At 72.1% G+C, this 15349-nt stretch carries 13 protein-coding genes; 4 read left to right on the forward strand and 9 right to left on the reverse strand.

What is annotated here, in order from left to right:
- Nucleotides 1-2: 2 nt before the first annotated feature.
- Both ACGFI1_RS28190 and ACGFI1_RS28195 read left to right on the forward strand, forming a co-directional pair.
- Complete coding sequence (locus tag ACGFI1_RS28190; protein ID WP_392789448.1) at nt 3-1562, forward strand: AMP-binding protein; 1560 nt, start codon at nt 3-5, stop codon at nt 1560-1562.
- Between the two features lie 66 nt (nt 1563-1628).
- Nucleotides 1629-2675, forward strand: coding sequence for an LLM class F420-dependent oxidoreductase (locus ACGFI1_RS28195; protein WP_392789450.1), 1047 nt, complete (start codon nt 1629-1631; stop codon nt 2673-2675).
- On the opposite strand, the gene ACGFI1_RS28200 is transcribed toward ACGFI1_RS28195, so the two are convergent.
- The 5 genes from ACGFI1_RS28200 to ACGFI1_RS28220 form a co-directional block, all read right to left on the reverse strand.
- Nucleotides 2638-2967 carry a fumarylacetoacetate hydrolase family protein gene (locus tag ACGFI1_RS28200; protein WP_392789453.1) on the reverse strand — a complete coding sequence of 110 codons (330 nt, stop codon included), beginning with the start codon at nt 2965-2967 and terminating at the stop codon, nt 2638-2640. The two genes, ACGFI1_RS28195 and ACGFI1_RS28200, sit on opposite strands and share 38 nt — an antisense overlap.
- Nucleotides 2968-3115: 148 nt before the next feature.
- A complete protein-coding gene (locus tag ACGFI1_RS28205; protein ID WP_386873921.1) occupies nt 3116-3559 on the reverse strand; it encodes a VOC family protein in 444 nt (147 codons plus the stop codon).
- 10 nt (nt 3560-3569) lie between these two features.
- Complete coding sequence (locus tag ACGFI1_RS28210) at nt 3570-4643, reverse strand: Gfo/Idh/MocA family protein (protein WP_392789458.1); 1074 nt, start codon at nt 4641-4643, stop codon at nt 3570-3572.
- Entirely contained in the window at nt 4640-5533 is an 894-nt protein-coding gene (locus ACGFI1_RS28215) for an amidohydrolase family protein (RefSeq protein ID WP_386873919.1), read from the reverse strand. The genes ACGFI1_RS28210 and ACGFI1_RS28215 overlap by 4 nt, the downstream gene beginning before the upstream one ends.
- A gap of 1 nt (nt 5534) precedes the next feature.
- Complete coding sequence (locus ACGFI1_RS28220) at nt 5535-6326, reverse strand: SDR family NAD(P)-dependent oxidoreductase (protein ID WP_392789462.1); 792 nt, start codon at nt 6324-6326, stop codon at nt 5535-5537.
- Nucleotides 6327-6397: 71 nt separating this feature from the next.
- Here ACGFI1_RS28220 and ACGFI1_RS28225 point away from each other — a divergent pair, with 71 nt between their 5' ends.
- A complete protein-coding gene (locus tag ACGFI1_RS28225) occupies nt 6398-7075 on the forward strand; it encodes a GntR family transcriptional regulator (protein WP_392789465.1) in 678 nt (225 codons plus the stop codon).
- Nucleotides 7068-8111, forward strand: a complete 1044-nt coding sequence (locus ACGFI1_RS28230; RefSeq protein ID WP_392789466.1) for a C-terminal binding protein — start codon at nt 7068-7070, stop codon at nt 8109-8111. The genes ACGFI1_RS28225 and ACGFI1_RS28230 overlap by 8 nt, the downstream gene beginning before the upstream one ends.
- A 547-nt stretch (nt 8112-8658) precedes the next feature.
- On the opposite strand, the gene ACGFI1_RS28235 is transcribed toward ACGFI1_RS28230, so the two are convergent.
- The 4 genes from ACGFI1_RS28235 to ACGFI1_RS28250 form a co-directional block, all read right to left on the reverse strand.
- Entirely contained in the window at nt 8659-10068 is a 1410-nt protein-coding gene (locus ACGFI1_RS28235) for a serine/threonine-protein kinase (protein ID WP_392789469.1), read from the reverse strand.
- Between the two features lie 118 nt (nt 10069-10186).
- Nucleotides 10187-11137: a M48 family metalloprotease gene (locus ACGFI1_RS28240; RefSeq protein WP_392789471.1), complete on the reverse strand. Its 951-nt coding sequence runs from the start codon at nt 11135-11137 to the stop codon at nt 10187-10189.
- Nucleotides 11134-12351: a hypothetical protein gene (locus ACGFI1_RS28245; protein ID WP_392789474.1), complete on the reverse strand. Its 1218-nt coding sequence runs from the start codon at nt 12349-12351 to the stop codon at nt 11134-11136. The genes ACGFI1_RS28240 and ACGFI1_RS28245 overlap by 4 nt, the downstream gene beginning before the upstream one ends.
- Nucleotides 12348-15317 carry a DEAD/DEAH box helicase gene (locus ACGFI1_RS28250; RefSeq protein ID WP_392789477.1) on the reverse strand — a complete coding sequence of 990 codons (2970 nt, stop codon included), beginning with the start codon at nt 15315-15317 and terminating at the stop codon, nt 12348-12350. Before ACGFI1_RS28250 ends, ACGFI1_RS28245 begins: the two co-directional genes overlap by 4 nt.
- Nucleotides 15318-15349: the final 32 nt, after the last annotated feature.

Here is a 15349-nt window from a genome sequence, read left to right on the forward strand (position 1 = left end):
CAATGCACCCAGGGGCCCACGCGCGCAGCACCCCGGACAAGCCGGCCGTCATCATGACGGACGGCCGGTCCATGACCTACGCCGAACTGGAGGCGGCCGCCAACCGGCTGGCACACCTGTTCCGGTCGGCCGGGCTGCGCCGCGACGACCACATCGCGCTGGTGGCCGAGAACAGAGCCGAACTCTTCGTGGTGGTCTGGGCCGCCCAGCGTTCCGGACTCCACTACACCCTGTGCTCCACCCTCCTGAACGCCGAGGAGCTCGGCCGCATCGTCGACGACTGCGGCGCCCGGGTCCTCATCGCCACGGACGCGACGATCGAGGCCGCCCGGGCGGTCGCCGCCCCCGCGGTCGAGCGCCGCCTGCTGATCGGCCGGCGGGACGACGCGCCGGTGGGATGGGAGCCGCTCGAGACCGCGCTGGCCGGGCGCCCCGCGACACCCATCGCCGATGAGGCCGAGGGTGCGCGGATGCTCTACAGCTCCGGGACCACCGGCCGCCCCAAGGGCGTCAAGCTGCCGCTGCCCACCGAAAGTTATCCGTACGATCCGGCGGGTGAGGCGGTAGGCGGGCTCTTCGGCATCACCGACGCCACCGTCCACCTCTCACCGGCGCCGCTCTATCACGCGGCGCCGCTGTTCCTGGCGCTCATCGTCCATCGCATGGGCGGGACGGTGGTCATCCCGGAACGGTTCGATCCCGAGGAACTCCTCCGGTCGATCGAACGGCATCGGGTCACCTTCACCCAGCTCGTCCCCACGATGTTCATCCGCCTGCTACGGCTGCCCGAAGAAGTGCGTCACAAGTACGACCTCACCTCCCTCCGCGGCGCCGTGCACACCGCCGCGCCGTGCCCGGTGGAGGTGAAGGAGCGCATGATCGAGTGGTGGGGCCCGCTGATCCACGAGTACTACACCGGCACCGAGGGGTCCGGCTTCGTCTACTGCGATTGCCGGGAGTGGCTCGCGCACAAGGGATCCGTGGGCAGAGCCATGTTCGACATGCCGGTGCACATCCTCGGCGAGGACGGGGCGGAGCAGCCTGCCGGGCGGGCCGGGACGATCTACTTCGAGGGGTCGTCCGCCTTCGAGTACCACCGTGATCCGGAGGGGACCCAGGGCGTACGAGATCCGCGTGGACGGGGCTGGACCACGCTCGGCGACATCGGATATCTCGACGACGACGGGTTCCTGTATCTGACCGACCGCCGTGCGTACGTCATCAACTCGGCCGGGGTGAACATCTACCCCCAGGAGGCCGAGAACGTTCTCGTCCTGCACCCGAAGGTGGCCGACGCCGCTGTCTTCGGCATCCCGGACGACGAGATGGGAGAACGGGTCCACGCCGTCGTGGAGCCGGCCGACGGGGTGGACGGCTCGGCCGAACTCGTCGCCGAGCTGATCGGCCATTGCCGGGAGCGCATCGCCCATTACAAGTGCCCGCGCTCGATCGAATTCCGTTCGCCGCTGCCCCGGCAACCGACGGGCAAGCTGTACAAGCGGCTGCTCCGGGACGAGCACTGGCGCGGCCGGTCGCTCGCCGGCCCCGCTGACGACCACTGATGACCGCGGGGAGGACGCCGGCCTCGGAAGGGGTCGGCTCCGCCCAGCAGAAAGGAAAGGCCGCGGATGCGCATCGGAATGTCGCTCAGCTACGCGGGGGGATTCAAGGACACCGTCCGGGAATTGGCCGACTACGAGCGCGCCGGCCTGGACATCGTGTTCGTGCCCGAGGCGTACAGTTTCGACGCGGTGAGCCAGATGGGCTACATCGCGGCCAAGACCGAGCGGCTCCGGATCGCGTCGGGGATCCTGCCGCTCTACTCGCGTACGCCCACCTTGACCGCGATGACCGCCGCCGGCCTCGACCATGTCTCCGACGGGCGGTTCGTCCTCGGCATCGGCGCCTCCGGCCCGCAGGTGATCGAGGGCTGGCACGGCGTGCCGTACTCCGCGCCGCTCGGCCGCACCCGCGAGACCATCGAGATCTGCCGCGCGGTGTGGCGCCGCGGGCGGCTCGAGCACCACGGCGCGCACTACCGGATCCCGCTGCCGCCCGGTGAAGGCACCGGCCTGGGCAAGCCGCTCAAGCTCATCAACCACCCCGAGCGCGACCGGATCCCGATCGTCATCGCGGCGCTGGGCCCCAAGAACGTCGCGCTGGCCGCCGAGCTGGCCGAGGGCTGGAAGCCCATTCTCTACCTGCCGGAGCGGGCCGGGCAGGTCTGGGGCGCCGCGCTGGCCGAGGGCACGGCGAAACGGGACCCGGCGCTGGGTGAGCTGGACATCGTCGCCACCGCCTCCCTGGCGATCGGCGCCGACGTCGAAGGGCTGCTCGATCTCGCCCGCCCGGGGGTGGCCCTCTACGTCGGCGGCATGGGCGCCAAGGGCAGGAACTTCTACAACGATCTCGTCCGCAGGTACGGCTATGAACGCGAGGCCGAGCAGATCCAGGACCTGTACCTCGCCGGGCGCAAGGGCGAGGCCGCCGCCAAGGTCCCCCACCAGTTGCTCAAGGACACCTCGCTGATCGGCACCGAGTCGTACGTCCGCGAGCGCCTCGCCGCGCTCGCCGAGTCCGGCGCCACCACCCTCAGTGTCACGCCCGTCGCCGGCACGCACGCCGACCGGGTCCGGCTCATCGAACGGATCTGCGACTTGGCCGCCGACCTGTAACCGCTTCCGGCGGCTCTGTGCCCTCCGAGTGGTGGTTCGCCGGATCAGCTGTGGCGACGAGTTCGACCTCCCAATCGGTGTGGCCGCCATCGGGCAGGGTGATGTCGTCGTACGGCCCGGTGATGCAGGTGGGGAACTTTGTGAAGACGACGGGCTGCTCGGGTACGGCCAGACCGGATTCCGCTGCGTGTGCGTGGTACTTCAACCCGATCGCGAACACCTGGCGTGGCGCGGGTACGGGGGCGCGTAGATCTGCGCGTAGGACTCGGGGGCCGGGAGCCGAGGCGTTCATGGTCCAGGCCGTGAAATCGTCCCAGCGTTCGTAGACGGTGGAGAGGGCCGGCCGAAGCGGCCGGAGCCGGCATGCTCCACGTCGATGGCGCCGTCCCCCGCCAGCAGGACCGCTCGGTCGTTCAGGTTGGCGATGCGCATGAACGCTCCTAGCGGGCTTCGACGATTTCGATGGTCAGGCCCTGCGGGTCACGGAAGTAGGCGACGTTGCGTCCTCGGTTGGGGCCGGAGGTGATCATTACCGGAGCGGCGCTCCGGGGACGGGCTCCCAGGGACGTCAGCCGGGCGAACTCGGCGGCGAGGTCGTCGGTGACCAGGCAGAGATGGGCGGTGCCCGGGTTCCTGGTCTCGATGTCGACCGGGGTTCCGGCGGGTTCGAGGTATTGGATCAGCTCCAGCCGGACGTCGCTGCCCGGGATGCGGAAGATCGCGATGTCCAGCCGCGCGCCCGGGTAGCCGACCTGGTCGGAGGTGTAGGGCGCGTCGTAGATCCGCCGGACCTCCGGCGGACCGCCGAGCAGCCGCTCGTAGAAGGCCGCCGCCGCGCTGACGTCGGCGACGGTGAAGCCCATGTGTGAGACACCGGTGAGCATGACGGGTCTCCTATACGTCCGCCGGGTCGACGATCCGGCCCTCGCGCGCCGACCGGTACATGGCGGCGACGAACTCCACCGCCCCGAGCCCGATCTCGCCGGACGAGCCGTTGCCCGCGCGGCCGAGCACCACGTCGATGAGATTGTGCGCGGGCGCGTGCTCGGGATTGCGCTGTTCATGGGGCAGTTCCGGCAGGTTCACGGTCTTGCCGGCGACATGGATCGAGGCGGTGCCCCGGTTGACGTCGAACAGGACGTGGCCGTCGCGGCCGAAGATCTCGAACCGGACGATCTCGTCGTGGCCGGGCAGGACGGCGCCCGTCGAGCTGAGCACGCCGATCGCGCCCCCGTCGAATCGGACCGCCACTCCGTCGGCGAGGTCGATCGGGAGCTCGAAGTTCGAGGAGAAGGCGCTGACACCGCACGGGCGCAGGCCGGTGAGCCACAGCATCAGGGCGGCGGCATGGGTGATCTGCGTCTGGCCCTGCCCGCCTCCCGACAGCGCCGGGTCGCTGTAGGTGCTCGCGCTGGGGGCGTTCACGGGATATCCCCACAGGTCGCGGTACGGCTCCGGGTCGCCTCGGTAGAGTTCGCGGACGCTGGAGGCGTACAGGCAGGACACGTGCTCGATGGGGCCGATCACGCCGCCGGCCAGTTCCTCGCGGATGGTCAGCGCGTGCCGGTTGTAGTGCCAGGGGTAGTCGATGAGCAGTTCGGTGCCGCGCCGCCCGGCCAGGGCGACCAGCTCGCGGCCGTGCCGAGGCTCGATGACCATGGGCTTTTCCAGGAGGGTGGGCAGACCGCGGTCCAGGGTGAGCCGGGCGATCGGGTGGTGCAGTGCGTGGGGGACCGCGATGACGGCCGCGTCGGCCTTCACCTCGTCCAGCAGCTCCTCGGCGGTGGCGAACGCGGCGTCCACCTCGAACGCCTCGGACGCCGCCGCCAACCTGTCGCGGTCGGGATCGGCCAGGGCGGCGATCTCCGCGTCGGGATGCCCGGCGATCGCGGGAAGGTGGGCGAACGTCGTCCACCAGCCGCAGCCGATCACCGCGACCCGCACCTTGCTCATTTCCCCGCCGCTCACGGCCCCGCCTCCTCGGCGCCGAGCCGGAAGATCCGCTCGGCGTTGCCGCTGAACATCGCCCGCTGCTCGGCCTCGGTGAAGTCCGAGATGATGTCGGCGTAGGCGTTCACCACGTCGCCGTAGGAGCTGTAGAGCCGGTCGACCGGCCAATTGGTGCCGAAGAAGGCCCGTTCGGTGCCGAACGCGTCGATGCACTCCAGGACCCATGGGCGCAGGCTGCCGGTCGTCCAGCGGTGGTCGGCCTGGCCGAGGCCGGAGATCTTCACGACGACGTTGGGGGCCTTGGCGATGTCGTGCATGGCATCCCGCCACATGCGGAAGTACTCGCTGTCGCGGTCGCGTGGATAGCCCGCGTGGTCGATGCACAGGGTGACGCCGGGAACGCGCTCGGCCAGCCGCCGCGCGTCCGGGAACTGCTCCAGGAGCGGATCGTCGCAGCCGACCAGTCCATGGCGTTCCAGCAGGGCGTAGCCGCGCAGCCACGACTCGTCGGTGAGGTAGCCGTCGTAGCGCAGGTCGCGTATCCCGCGGAGGTTGGGAAACTCGGCGTGCCTTGCCAGCGTCTCGGCGGCGTCGGGACGGGTGAGGTCGGCGTAGGCGACGATGCCGTTCGGGACGCCGAGCCGGTCGGCGAACGCCTGCAGCCAGCGGGTCTCCTCCACGGGGTCGTCCGTCCCGATGGCGGCCTGGACGTGGACGACCTTGCGGACGTTGTGGAAGCGGGTCTCGGCGATGAAGTCGTCGGCCCAGTACCGGCGTGCCCGGATCGCCTCGTCGGGGCCGACGACCGGATCGTGCGGCGCGTCCGGCTCCAGCCACTGGTAACGGAGCCGCGGATGGCCGAGGTCGTGGAAATGGACGTGGGTGTCGACGAGCGGCAGGCCGGCCATGTCACCGGGGCCCGGGGATGCTGCCGAGGCGGGCGCCGCCGTCCACGTCGAGCGTGACACCGGTGAGGAAGTCCGCGTGGTCGGAGATGAAGAAGAGGACGGCGTCGGCGACGTCGTCCTCGGTGGCGTTGCGGCCGAGCGGGTTGGTGGCGGCGGTCGCCTCCATCACCTGCTCGGCCGACAGGCCGGTGCGCCCGGTCTTCCAGCCGATGACCTCTCGCCCCATCCCGGTGGTGGGGCAGGCGACCGGGCAGACGCAGTTGGCCGTCACACCGGCGGGCGCCAGCTCCGCCGCCACCGACTCGGTCAGCCCGATGAGCCCGAACTTGGACGCCACGTAGGGGATCTGGCCGGGGAATCCGCGCCGCCCGCAGTCGGAGCCGATCGTCACGATCCGTCCTCTGCCGGACTCGCGCAGCGCCGCGGCGGCCGCCTTGACGGTCATGAAGGCCCCCTTCAGGTTGACGTCCAGGGTGCGGTCCCAGTCGTCCTCGCCGGTCTCCTCCAGCGTGCCGACGTGGAAGACCCCGGCCGAGACGACCAGGGTGTCCAGCCGGCCGAAGTCGTCGACCGCCCGTTCCACGGCCGCGCGCATCTCCTCGGCCGAGCGGACGTCGGCGGTGATGCCGAGCGCGCGGTCTCCAAGGCCGTCCACCGCTTCCTTGACCCGCTCCGCGTCGATGTCGACGACCGCCACCGAGGCTCCGGCCTCGTGCAGCCGCCGGGCGATCAGCCGCCCGAACCCGGACGCGCCTCCGGTGACCAATGCCCTGCGCTCCTGAGCGATCCGCATGCCCCTCCGCCTCACTGGCCGCTATAGCATCTAGCAAGTCCATTAATGCTAGATGCTATAGCATTAATGACATGAAGCTCCAGCCTCTCGCCGACGACAGCCTCACCGACCGGGTCACCGGGCGGATCCGCGACGCGATCCACGAGGGCCGCTATCCGCCGGGCGCCCGGCTGGTCGAGCGGACGCTGGCCGCCGAACTGGGCGTCAGTCACATCCCCGTCCGCGAGGCGCTGGTCCGGCTGACCGATCAGGGCCTGGTCGAGCGCGCGCCTCGGCGAGGGGCGCGGGTGGCCACGCTGACGCCCAGGGAACTGGAGGAGCTCTCCTCGCTGCGCATCGTGCTGGAGCGCTTCGTGGTCACCCGCGTCCAGGAGAGGCTCACCGCGATGGCGGAGAAAGAGCTTCGCCGCGTGGTCGCGTCGATGCGGCAGGCCGCCGCCCGCGGCGACTTCCGCCGGGTGTTCGACCTCGACCAGCGCTTCCACGAACGGCTGTGGGAGCTGGCCGACCATCAGATGCTGGGGGAGGTCGTCACGGGGCTGGGCGGCCGGATCGGCGCGTTCCTGCGTGCCGCGACGGCGGCACTGGAGCTCGACGCACTCGAAGAGCACGCCGCATCACACGACGAACTGCTGGACGCGATCCTCAGCGGTGACGCCGAGACCGGCTGCGCGGAGATGACCCGCCACATCGAGCTGGCCACCGAACGGCTGCGCGACACACTGGACGCAGGAGACGGCGATGACTGAGCCGCCGCTGGTGGTCATCACCGACTGCGACCTGCCCGGTGACGAGCCGGAGCAGATCCTCGGGGCGGCCGGCCTGCGGGTGCGCCGTGCCTCCTGCCGCGCGGCCGAGGAGGTCGCCGAGGAGGCCGGAGACGCGACGGCCCTGCTGGTGCAGTGGGCTCCGATCACGGCATCGGTGCTGGACCGGCTGGACCGGCTGCGCTTCGTCAGCCGCCTGGGGATCGGTCACGACATGATCGACCTGGCCGGCGCCACGGCGCGGGGGATCGCCGTGGCCAACACCCCCGACTACTGCGTCGAGGAGGTCGCGGCCCACACCATCGCCATGGTCATGGCGCTGGCGCGGCGGCTGCCCGTCCTCGACCGGGCGGTGCGGGACGGCCGCTGGTCGGCGACCGGCGACGGGGCCGGCGCGCTGCGTCCCTCCCGGGCCACCGTGGCCGTCATCGGCTTCGGCCGGATCGGCTCGCTCGTCGCCGCACACGCCGCCGCCCTGGAGTTCCGCGTGGTGGTGCACGACCCGAATGTGGACGAGGCGGCCGTCCGGGCGGCCGGTCACGAGCCCTCGCGGCTGGAAGAGGCCTTGGCCGTCGCCGACATCGTCAGCCTGCACGTGCCGCTGACCGACCTCACCCGGCGCCTTCTGAACGGCGAGACCATCGCCCGGATGCGCCCTGGTGCGCGCATCGTGAACACCTGCCGGGGCGAGCTGATCGATGAGACGGCACTCGCCGGAGCCTTGGCGTCCGGCCATGTCACCGCGGCGGCGCTCGACGTGTTCGAGCAGGAGCCCCTGTCCGCCGCCAGCCCACTGCGCAACGCCCCCGGCGTGCTGCTGACCCCTCACGCCGCCTGGTACTCACCGGACTCCCTGGAGGAACTGCCACGCCGCGCGGCCCGCCAGATCGTCGATTTCCTCGCGGGAAGACCGGTCCCCTCAATCGTCAACCCCGAATACCGAGCCCGACGAAACCGCAGCACCGGGCCGCGTCGTCCGGTTGCCGGTGACGCCGAGGCAATGACCTCCTCGGATTGACCGCCGTGCACGGTCACCCAGCCGGCGGCAACGGCGGCGACGGCTTGTACAACGGCGCTCCAGCGATCGCATGGTCGCTGTGACCAGGGCGGCGGATGAGTAGGCGATCACGGCCGTTCGCAGGGGTGGCGCCGACAGGTCCGCGACACCCGAGCGAACAAGAGGACGAATCGGGACAGAGCTTTGGATCTTGGCAGCGGTAAGACTGCAGGTCATACGGTGGCGCGCCCGGCAGGATTCGAACCCGCGACCGTCGGATTAGAAGCCTCGAGTGCCTGCCGCTCTGTTCCGCAGGCCGCCGTGTCGTGCCGCTATGCACCGTTCCGTCTACCTGGTGGCGTCGTCGAGTGATGTCTTGTGCCGCTCAGGTGCGACCCGTTCCGCGACATACGAGCAAACAACGAGCGAACACGGTCCCCGCGCCAGCAATGCATGCAGCTGGCGTTTGAGCCGGTCGATGCCGCACTCCACGGCATGGCGGTCTCGGTAGCCGCTGAAAGCTTTGCAGCTCGCCCGCGGCTGTCATCCCGTTCGGCTGTCATCCCGTTCAGCGGCAGGCGTGTTGGAGGTACCTCCGTAAGACCCAGCCCCGGGCGGCTGGCACCTCGGGCGAGTGTCCGCGGACCCAGATCGCATCCTGGACGACTTCCACCACGAAGGTCTGGCCCCTGATCAGCGTGGCGACCGTGGCGGTCTCCTTCACGCTCTCGGGAGCGGCGCGGACCCTCAGCGTGTCGGCGCACACCGTAAGTCGCGTCGAGTCGGCCGGCGGGGGCGGGGGCGTCACGGCGACGGACGGCGGCCTGGACGTCGTCGGCGCGGCCGGCGCTGGCGCCTGCCGCCGAGGCGACGGTGGCGTAGACGGCTGAGAGGACGGCTTCGTGGTGTTGGCGGCGGTCGGCGAGGGTGCGGCGGGAGCGGTCGCCGACCGTTTCGTGCCGCCGTCGCCGCGCTGGATGAGCAGCACGGGGACCAGCACGGCCATCGTGGCGGCGACCGCCACCACGGCGACGGCGGCGACGGCCCAGCGGTGACGCTTCGGCCTCTTCCCCGGAGCGCCCGCCAGGGAGTTCCGGGGGGCGGGGGGCGCGGTGGTCGTGTGGCCCCTGGCGCGACCCGCGCCCGCACCGGCGGGGGCCCGGGACAGCGCCTCGCGCGCGTCGGCCAGGAACATCCCGGCCGACTCGTACCGGTCGGCGGCGACCGGCGCGAGGGCGCGGCCGAACACCGTCCGCAGCCGGTCGGTGAGCAGCTCGTCCGCCGGGAGGGTGCCGGGGACGCCGGACCGCTGGACGAAGTCGAGCTGCCGTCCGGTGAGTGTCTCGAAGAGCACTAGCGCGAGGGCGTACAGGTCGGCGCGCGGGCCGATGTCGCCGGTGCCGGCGAGTTGCTCGGGCGCCATGTACGCAACGGTGCCCGCGATGCCGTCGGTCCAGGTCGTCTCGTCGCCGCGGGTGCGGGCGAGCCCGAAGTCGGCCAGCCACGGGTGCTCGTCGCCCTCCGGGCCTTCCAGCAGAATGTTCTCGGGCTTCAGGTCGAGGTGCAGGACGCCGGCGCGGTGCATGGCGTCGAGCGCGTCGCCGATCTGCTCCAGCAGCCGCAACGCGTGGCCGGGCGCGAGCCGCGTCCGCGCGCGGAGCAGGCCACGCAGGGTGTGCCCGAACGGAATCATCCGCGTCGCGAGGTATAGCCGTCCCTCGTGGTCCTTGATCTCGTAGATGGGCAGCACGTGCGAATGGTTGATTCTGGCGAGAGTGCGCGCCTCGCGGACGAACCGCTCGCGCGCCTTCCGTCCGGTGGTGGCGCGCTCGGCCATCACTTTGATCGCCACCTCGCGGTCGAGATCACGATCGACCGCCCGGAAGACGACGCCCATGCCGCCGCGGCCGATTTCCTCGGCCAGCAGGTAATGGGAGAGTTCGTCACCCGTTGCGAGTTCGCCGTCGGCATTCGGCACGCCACGTCACCACCCCGTCGGCGCCTCCCGAGCGAAGGCGCCCGCCGCCCGAGCCTAATGCAGCCAATGTCGCCGCCGAACGGATTTCGCTGTTCCGGTGGCTGCCCGCCGGGCCCTTTCATGATCGCTTTGTTTCGGTTTCGAATTCGTCCCGCCGCAGCCACGCGCTGCCCAGGAAGAATTCCACCGCGCGGAGACGTTCCGCGGTCGGCGGATGCGTCGCCAGATATCCCGCGATGCGGTTCTCCGGGGGCGCGCCGGACTCGACCTCACGCAGTGTCCGCAGTGTTTGGAGCAGATCCTCGCCGTAGCCGAGCCGAGCCGCGAACTGGTCGGCGCGCAGCTCCGCGGCGCGCGAGGCGTACGCGGCCGCGTATGGCAGCACGGGCAGCAGGATCAGGTACGGCGCCGCCAGCACCAGAGCGAACCCGATGAACATCAGCATCACGATCGCGAGCGACCAGCCGAGCGCGGAGAAAACCAGGATCATGTGCAGCGCGAACCGGACGACGGCCCGGGCCGTCCGCACGGCGACGCGGCCCGGGAGTGAGTACCACAGGACGACGAGCGTGGACCAGGCATGCCCGCCCATGTGGTGGCCCAGCTCGTGGGCCAGGATCGCGGCGAGGCCGCGCGGGTGCTGGGTGCGGAGCGTCCAGTCGGTGACCGCGACGACGTGCCCAGCGCCCGCCTGCGCGTTCATCTCGGCGGCCGGCTCGATCCACAGCGAGTACCGCGACCCGTCGACGCCCGCGCGGCGGGTGACCTCGTCCCAGATCGGTGCGAGCCGGTTCCGCTCCTCCTCGGTCGGTGGACGGCAACGCAGCACCGACCGGGCGAACCAGGACTCGGCGCGGTCCCAGAAGACGACCGCGCCGGACCCGAGCCAGCCGAGCACCACCAGCGGGCCGAGCGGGGCGGCGACCGCTCCGGCGACCGCGCCGGCCAGCAGGACGACGAGCAGGCTGGTCAGGAACCACGGCAGACCGAAGAGCAGCCGGGAGAGCGACGCGCCGTCGATCGTCCGGCGGCTCCGGCGCGGCCCGGAGCGCCCGTGCGCGGCGGTCATGAGCGCTCGCCGATGTCGTCGAGGAGGGACACGAGGTCGCGTTTCCCCGCGCGCGCCGCCATCCGGCGAAGCTCGGCGAAGTCGACCTCGCCGAGCCCGACCTGCCGGCCGATCCTGGCGATCCGCTGGTCGAGGTCGGCGCGCCTGATGTTCGGCCGGGCGTAGGACTCGATCCGGTACAGCAGCGCGCGGCGGCGGACCCTCTCGTCCTCGCACCAGACGTGGAAGAAGTCGGTGCCCCCAACGACGAACGACCCGAGCTTGTGCAGCGGCACCCGGTCGCTGCCGTCGAACGCCGACGCCGGGAGGGTGACGCGGAGCATGCCGTCCGGCTGCCGCCGCGGGTGGACGGCGTCCAAGCCGCGGCCGCGCAGCCAGTCCCGGGCCCGGGCCTCGTCGCGGCCGTCCCGGGCGGCGGACTCCTCGTTCTCGATCAGCGCGGCGAGGTCGGGCCCGCCGTACATCCGGGTGAGGTCCTCGTCGGCCGTGTCGCCCGCCTGAGTGTAGGCGAGCAGCCGCGGGCGGCTGTCGGGCGCGACCGTCCGCACCAGGTAGGCGGGCAGGTAGACGGGGACGGGCGGCGCGACGCGCTCCGGCGCGTCGATCCGGGCGGGCAGGTTGAACCGGTCGCGGTCGCGGCGCGCCGCCAGCTCGGCCAGCGCCTCGTCGCGGAACATCCGCTGGCTGACGACCGGCCGGAACGCCGGGCCGCCGGTGCGCCGGTTCACCACGTCCGTCAGATCCTCCCCGGCGAGCAGGGTCACGGTGGACGGCTCGTAGTACGCGCGCGGGAGCGGCTGCGAGCCGAGGCCGTCGAAGTACAGCTCGCGGCGGTCCCGGGTCTCGACGGTGTAGCGCCACCTGTCCCGGACGGACCGCATCCCGATCTCGGTGAGCGCGACCCGCCCGCCGCCGTCGTCCCGCACGTGGCCGATCCGCGCCAGCACGCGCAGCGCCCGGTCGACGAGCACCTCGTCCAGGGAGAAGAAGTCCGCCAGCTCGGCCGGGGTGTCGAGGGCGCAGTCCCGGATGCCGCGTTCGAGGTAGTAGTCGATCAGGTCGTACGGCTCGGCCTCGGTGACCGTCGCCCGGATCTCGACACGCCACACCGGAAGCAGCAGATGGTAGATGCGAGTGGGCCTATCGCCGCGCGCGTACGCGGCGTCCTCCAGGGCGCGCTCCTCCGGGTAGGGGATGAGCCACTTGCCGGTCATGCCCGGCCCTCCTCTTCGTTGAGCCTGGTGACCTGGGCGTGGACGTCCCGGTACTGCCGGATCTCGCCGTGCTTGGCCGTGTGGGCGCGCAGTGCGACGGCCAGCTCCCGAAAGCCCCGGTCGCGGGCCGCGGTCAGGGTGGTCAGGTCGCCGACGAGGACGAGCTGGAACTGCGCGCGGGTGAAGGCGACGTTGGCGCGGCGCAGCTCCTTGAGGAAGCCGACGCGTCCGGCGTCGTTGCTCCGGGTGAACCCGTAGAGGATCACCTCGCGCTCGCCGCCCTGGAACGAGTCGACGGTGCCGACGTTCAGCGCGGCCTTCTCGGTGTCGCCGATGCCGCGCGCCACGGCCCGCACGATCTGCCGTGCCTGCGCCTTGTAGGGGACGATGACCGCCCACCCGGCCCCGACCCGCTCGTAGTGCACGGCCAGCTCCACTAGCAGCGCGGCCTCGGCCGAGTTGACGTAGCCGGACCGTCCCCACGACTCGCCGCGCCCGCCCACCGGACGCTCGTAGCGCTCGGCCTCGGGGAGCCGCGCGGTGTCGACGAACGCCAGCGGGCGGCCGAACAGCGCGTCCCGGTGCTCGCGCCGGACCTTCGTCTGCAGCCGTCCGCCGTAGAACGCGTCGGAGACGAAGTCGGCGATCTCCGCGGGCATTCGCCGCTGCCCGGTCAGCCGGACGACCTCGCCGCCGGACAGCCGCTCAAGCGCGCTCGTCGCGAGCAGTTCCCGGACGAGGGGGTCCTCGACGGACCGGCCCCACTCCTCGACCTCGGAGTCGAGGAACGGCGGGAGCTGCCGGTCGTCGCCCACCAGCACGCCGCGGCGGGCGCGGATCAGAGGGACCAGCGCGTTCGCGACGCCGATCTGCCCGGCCTCGTCCACGATCGCAAGGTCGAAGTCGAGGTCGGCGAGTTCCCGGCGGGACGCCGCTCCGATGCAGGTCGCGGCGACGACGTCGGCGTAGCGGACCAGCTCGGACGACAGCGGCTCGGCCTCCCGCGCGACGTCGGCGCGCCACTCGGCGAGCAGCGCGGCCCGCCCGCGCAACGGCCCGAGGTTCGCGCGCAGCCAGCCGAGCAGGGCCTTCGCGTCCCGTTCGAGGGCGTCGGCTCCGGCGTCCTCGCGGACGGGCGGCGGCGCCTTAACCGTCGCCGTCGCGAGCCGTGCCTCGCGCGCCGACTTCTGGACGGCGGGCCGGAGCGCGTCGCGGCGTCCCTGGGCGGCGTGGACCGCGCCCCGCGCCTCCCGGACGGCCGGCTGGTCCCGGGTGGTCACGTCGAGCTCCCGCTCCGCCGCCGCCAGGGCGTCGCCGGCCAGTCGGCGCTCCTCGCGGAGGTGCTTCGCGCGCTGCCCGGCCGCCTCCTGCCGCCGCCGCCACAGCTCGCTCAGCCACCCGAGCAGGACGCCGAGCAGCGGCATCGCGGCGTGTGCGGCAGTCCAGCGGATGCGCTCGCCGCGTCGCTCCATGCGCCGCCGCAGCCGGTCGATGGCGCGGTCGCGGGCATCCAGCCCGGCCGCCAGCTCGTCCACGCGGAGCTGGACGCCGCCGCCGGTGGCGCGGCGGGCCTGGTCGAGCCGGATCCACGCCTGGGTCTCCTCCTCCCGCGCCGCGTCGAGTCCGGCGAGGGCGGCGGCGAGCTCGTCCGTCCACCGCCCGGCGTCGTGCAGGCGCTCGTACCGACCGGCCGCCCGCTCCGCCTCGCCGAGCACCCGGTCGCGGATATCGTCGACCTGGCGGTCCAGAAGGTAGGGCTTGCCTTCGGCGGTGACGGAGCCGTCGTTGCCGACCCTGATCGCCCGGAGGTCCTTCGGCAGCCTGGCAAGGACGTTGTCGACGGCCCGGTTTGTGTGCGAGGTGACGAGGACCCGCTCCCCGAGCTCCGTCCGGGCGGCGTGCGCGAGCTGGCTGATCACGCGCGTCTTGCCGGTGCCCGGCGGGCCGTGCACCACGAGGACGTCCTGGGTCGCCAGGCCCTTCTGCAGGGCCTCGGACTGGTCGGCGTCCAGCCCGTCGACCTGGACTGCCGGCACCTGCGGGAGCCGCCCGCCGCCGCCCGCGACGAGGGCGGGGAGCAGCGTCGTGTTGCAGGCCCGGCGCGAGCGGAGCAGCGCGACCGCCTCCCGCTGCTTGGCGTACACGACCCGGCTGGACGTCAGTTCGAGCTGCCCCTGGGGCGACGCGGCGAACCGCTCCCAGTCCACCGGGTGGTCGAAGCGGACCGTGACGACGCCCCGCGCCACCCGCGCCACCTGCCCCCGCAGGTCCGGCGCGCCGTGGATCTGAACGAACGCTCGCTCGTCCGGTGCCTGACCGCCCGCCAGGCGGAACCTGTAGTACTGCCGGGTGCCTTCCCGCCGCTCCCCCGCAGCGTCCACGCCGCGGTAGGGGAACAGCGGCGCCGCCCGCGCCGCCTCCGTGGTGATCCGCTCGTCGGCGTCGATCACCCGGTCGACAGTGTCGAGGAAGGCGGCCTGCTCCTCGGTCAGCCCGGGCGCGCCGTGCCGCGCCGCGAGGTCCTCGCCGAGCCGCCGCCACTCCGCCACCAGCGGCTTCCAGTACGAGGCGGACGGCCGCGGGATGCTCTTCACGTCGAACGCCATCCGCCACCCGGACGGGCGGATCAGCAGCGCGCCCTCCGCCAGCCGCTGGTGGTCGTGGATCCGCATGAGCCCGATCGCGCCGACCATGTACGCGTCCTGGTATCCCTTGGTAAGGAACAGGCGGAGGGTGAAGGTCGGCAGGTAGAGCAGGATGCTCCAGTCGTCGCCGCCGCGCTTCGGCTCGCTGAACGTCGCGGCGACGCCGTCGGGCCGGGAGCGCAGCTCACCCACTAACTCCCCAGGGTTTCTGGGCAGCCGCAGGGTCGGGTGCCTGTTGAGGAGCCGGGCCATTTCAGCGTGCAGGTTCTTGCTGGGGATCAGGGTGATGGGGCCGGGGAGGGACACGTAGCGAAGCGTCATCGTCGTCCTTGGGGGTGGGCCAGGCTCGGGCG

The sequence above is a fragment of the Actinomadura geliboluensis genome (assembly GCF_043197915.1).
GTDB classification, from domain to species: Bacteria; Actinomycetota; Actinomycetes; order Streptosporangiales; family Streptosporangiaceae; genus Spirillospora; species Spirillospora geliboluensis.

Coding starts and splice junctions, on each gene's coding strand:
- ACGFI1_RS28190 (WP_392789448.1), top strand. CDS start 3: ATGCACCCAGGGGCCCACGCGCGCAGCACCCCGGACAAGCCGGCCGTC.
- ACGFI1_RS28195 (WP_392789450.1), top strand. CDS start 1,629: ATGCGCATCGGAATGTCGCTCAGCTACGCGGGGGGATTCAAGGACACC.
- ACGFI1_RS28200 (WP_392789453.1), bottom strand. CDS start 2,967: ATGAACGCCTCGGCTCCCGGCCCCCGAGTCCTACGCGCAGATCTACGC.
- ACGFI1_RS28205 (WP_386873921.1), bottom strand. CDS start 3,559: ATGCTCACCGGTGTCTCACACATGGGCTTCACCGTCGCCGACGTCAGC.
- ACGFI1_RS28215 (WP_386873919.1), bottom strand. CDS start 5,533: ATGGCCGGCCTGCCGCTCGTCGACACCCACGTCCATTTCCACGACCTC.
- ACGFI1_RS28220 (WP_392789462.1), bottom strand. CDS start 6,326: ATGCGGATCGCTCAGGAGCGCAGGGCATTGGTCACCGGAGGCGCGTCC.
- ACGFI1_RS28225 (WP_392789465.1), top strand. CDS start 6,398: ATGAAGCTCCAGCCTCTCGCCGACGACAGCCTCACCGACCGGGTCACC.
- ACGFI1_RS28230 (WP_392789466.1), top strand. CDS start 7,068: ATGACTGAGCCGCCGCTGGTGGTCATCACCGACTGCGACCTGCCCGGT.
- ACGFI1_RS28240 (WP_392789471.1), bottom strand. CDS start 11,137: ATGACCGCCGCGCACGGGCGCTCCGGGCCGCGCCGGAGCCGCCGGACG.
- ACGFI1_RS28245 (WP_392789474.1), bottom strand. CDS start 12,351: ATGACCGGCAAGTGGCTCATCCCCTACCCGGAGGAGCGCGCCCTGGAG.
- ACGFI1_RS28250 (WP_392789477.1), bottom strand. CDS start 15,317: ATGACGCTTCGCTACGTGTCCCTCCCCGGCCCCATCACCCTGATCCCC.